Source organism: Olivibacter sp. CPCC 100613 (genome assembly GCF_036959255.1).
Lineage (GTDB): Bacteria > Bacteroidota > Bacteroidia > Sphingobacteriales > Sphingobacteriaceae > Olivibacter.
This window is the reverse complement of the sequence record NZ_JAWMTI010000024.1, coordinates 1-3602: the sequence shown is the minus strand read 5'-3', so window position 1 is coordinate 3602 and position 3602 is coordinate 1. Positions and strand designations below refer to the sequence as shown.

The following is a 3602-nucleotide window of genomic DNA, read 5'->3' as shown; positions in this document are numbered from 1 at the left end:
GAAAAAGGTGTAGATAATAATGTTACCTCTTCGGACGCTAAAGGTCAGTTTCAGTTAATGCTTCGGAGCAATAGCCAAACCCTTGTTATAAAATTGATGGGTTTTGCGGACAACGAGGTAAAGGTTACAGCAAAAAATTATATCGATATCACCATGCAACCTTCTAACCAAGGCTTGGAAGAGGTGGTTGTGGTAGGGTTCGGCACTAAACGAAAAATAACCAATACGGGTGCAGTTAGCTCTGTGTCGGGTGCTGAAATTCGGAATGTTCCTACTGCAAATGTCCAGAATACGCTAATGGGGCGGATGCCTGGTTTCGTGTCGCAACAACGCTCGGGACAACCCGGACGCGATGCCTCGGATTTTTTTATTCGTGGCGTTAGCTCCCTGAACAGTGAGGGGAATAGGCCGCTAATCATTGTTGATGATATCGAATATTCGTATGATCAATTGCAGCAAATCAATGTCAACGAAATCGAAAGTATTTCAATCTTGAAGGATGCTTCAACAACAGCAATTTATGGAATTAAAGGAGCTAATGGCGTACTGGTAGTAACAACACGCCGCGGAAGTGCGGGAAGGCCGCAAGTTAATCTGCGTTTAGAATCGGGTATTCAAAACCCAGTTCGCACCCCCAGCTTTTTAAATGCTTATGAGACAGCAAGCCTCATCAATGAAGCTTACGTAAATGATGGATTGCCACCAAAGTTTACGGAAACGGATCTTGACCTTTATAAGAATGGAACAGATCCCTATGGACATCCGGACGTAAATTGGTATGACGCGATCTTTAAATCCATTGCAAGCCAAACAAATGCTAATATAGATCTTTCCGGTGGATCGGAGGCACTGCGGTATTTTGTTTCGGGGGGAGCTTTAACGCAGGGAGGGCTGGTACGGGATTTCGAAGATCCATTAAATGAAGTAAACACGAATTACTTCTTTAGACGGTATAATTTTAGATCAAACCTGGATTTAAAGGCTACGAAAACATTGCAATTACGATTTGACCTGAGCACACGTTTTGCAGATATCAACCAGCCGCAATCACTCAATGCAGTGGGTGAAATTTATAACTTCAGTAAAATAACACCATTCTCCGCGCCCTTTATGAATCCCAATGGTAGCTACGCGTATGCCTATTCTGATTTTAACCCGGAGGCCTTACCCACACTCAACGCCCGCTTGGCCAATGGAGGCTATAACCGGACGAAGCGATCTGATTATAACGCTTTGCTTCAGGCGAGACAGCAACTTGATTTCATTACGAAAGGATTATCCCTCACGGCTCGGGTTGCTTATGGGGGTGTGGAGGAATATGCCCGCAATATATTTCGCGGTGGATTGCCGCCTTCTTATCATTACAATAGCCAAACGGATACCTACACGCTGGATCCCAGGGGAAAGTATGTGTTGGATACCTATACAGTTACCGGAGGTACAAATCAGTATTATCGTAATCTGAATATACAGGGTTTTTTAAATTATGATAGAACATTTGGGAAGGATCATCAGATTAGTTCACTCATCCTGCTTAACCAGCAAGACCTATCTGCGGGAGCAGATATACCTTCTAAGTTTAAAGGCACGTCTTTAAAAGTGGGCTATTACTACAAAAATAAATATCTTTTGGATGTTAATGCCGCTTATAATGGCACCGATCGTTTCGATAAAGCACATCGATATGGGTGGTTTCCGGCTGTCGGTATGGGATGGGTTGCTTCGGAAGAGCCATTTATAAAGAATCACTATCCTTTTATCAACTTATTGAAAATTAGGGGATCTTATGGTTTGGTGGGCTCCGATATAACATCTGGCAACCATTATCTTTATAATCAAATTTACGAACCTTCTGGTGGTTATTTTTTTGGTACGGATGGAGGAGGGGTAGGTACTGTTTCGGAAGGCGACCTGGGTAATGCCAATGTAACTTGGGAAAAGGAATGGAAACGAAATATAGGTGTTGAACTAAATCTTTTTGGCCAGCGGTTAAACCTAACCTTTGATTATTTCTACAATACACGATTTGATCAATTAATTGAACGCGGTTCGATTCCGGGCATATTGGGAATAGGGTTTGCGCCTACGAATGTTGCCCGCACCGTTAATAGAGGTTTTGATGGCATGTTGGGTTATCGTGGGAAGTTTGGGAATGTGGCGGTGAGCAGCGATTTGGTATTCCAATTTTTTAGGAATAAAATCCTCTTCAAAGATGAAGCCTTACCGGCTTTTCCGTGGTTGGCAGAAACAGGCCGACCGATCGGGCAAGTTTTCGGGTATACGTTTGAGGGTTTTTATTCGGAAGCTGATATTGCCCGTATTTACACGCCGGAAGGTGTTGCTCCGGCTGATGAAAGGCCAGCTATACCGCTTTATGGCTTGGTACCAACAGGAGAAGGAGGGATACAGGCCGGCGATTTAAAGTATAGCGATCTAAACGGCGATGGTTTTATAGATGATCGGGATATGGGACCTATTGGAAAGCCCAACCTGCCAAGCACCGTGTTAGGTTTAACCTTGGGAGCTAATTATAAAGGGCTTAGTGTAAATGTGTTGTTTCAGGGATCATTTAATTATAGTTTCAGCGTGATCGGTACCGGCATCGAAGCTTTTCAAAGTCAGTTTCAGCCGGTGCATCAGCAACGATGGACGCCTGAGAATATGGATCACGCTCTTTTTCCACGGCTAACCCGTAATCCAACTACTGTGAACAGTGCTAGGGCCTATATGTCCGACTTTTGGTTGATTAATGCGCGGTATATCCGCTTAAAAACCGTTGATATCGGTTACCAGTTTGCCGGCGATCGATTGCCGCTGGGGCTTAATAACCTCCGCCTTTATTTAAGCGCTTATAATCTACTTACTTGGACAAATTATGATAAATATCAACAGGACCCCGAAATTTCTAATAATTCAACCGGTGACGCTTATTTTAATCAGCGAGCTGTGAATTTGGGCGTCCAAATTGGTTTTTAGCGATTGATTTTAAAAAAAACGTATTAACTAAATTAAAAATAAATGAAAACTACATTGCTGTTCCCACTTCTTTTTTTTGTTATGGCTTCGATTTCAAGTGCAAAAGAACCCGACCTTTTACACTATGTAAACACCCTGCAGGGCACGGATTCTGACCCAGGTCTATCTTACGGCAACACGTATCCAACAATCGGTTTACCTTTCGGGCAACATTTTTTTTCGGCACAGACCGGCAAAAACGGGGATGGTTGGAAATACAGGTACGCTACACCTCATATCAGAGGCTTCCAGCAGGTACATCAATGTAGCCCCTGGATGAATGATTACGCCGTTTTTTCATTGATGCCTATTGTGGGCGAGTTACGTGTTTCGGAAGATGAACGGGCCGGTCGTTTCAGCCATCGCAATGAAGTGGGCAAACCACATTACTATCGGGTTAAGTTTGATAACGGAATAGAAACGGAAATTTCACCTACGGAACGTGGCGCCCATATGCGTTTCAGGTATCCGAAAGATCAGCCTGCACATTTGGTACTGGACGGATTTATAAAGGAGGCTTCTATTCTGATTCTTCCGAAAGAACGAAAGATCATCGGCTATGTAAGGAATGGTCTTTTCATCCCGGA

The 3602-nt window shown here is 43.5% G+C and carries 1 protein-coding gene and 1 pseudogene; both read left to right on the top strand.

Going from position 1 to position 3602, the window contains the following annotated elements:
* Positions 1-2976, top strand: a 2976-nt coding sequence (locus tag RYH73_RS26475; protein ID WP_335316455.1) for a SusC/RagA family TonB-linked outer membrane protein, incomplete at its 5' end; no start/stop codon positions are given.
* Between the two features lie 42 nt (positions 2977-3018).
* Positions 3019-3602, top strand: a pseudogene (locus tag RYH73_RS26470) (GH92 family glycosyl hydrolase); the annotation flags it as partial.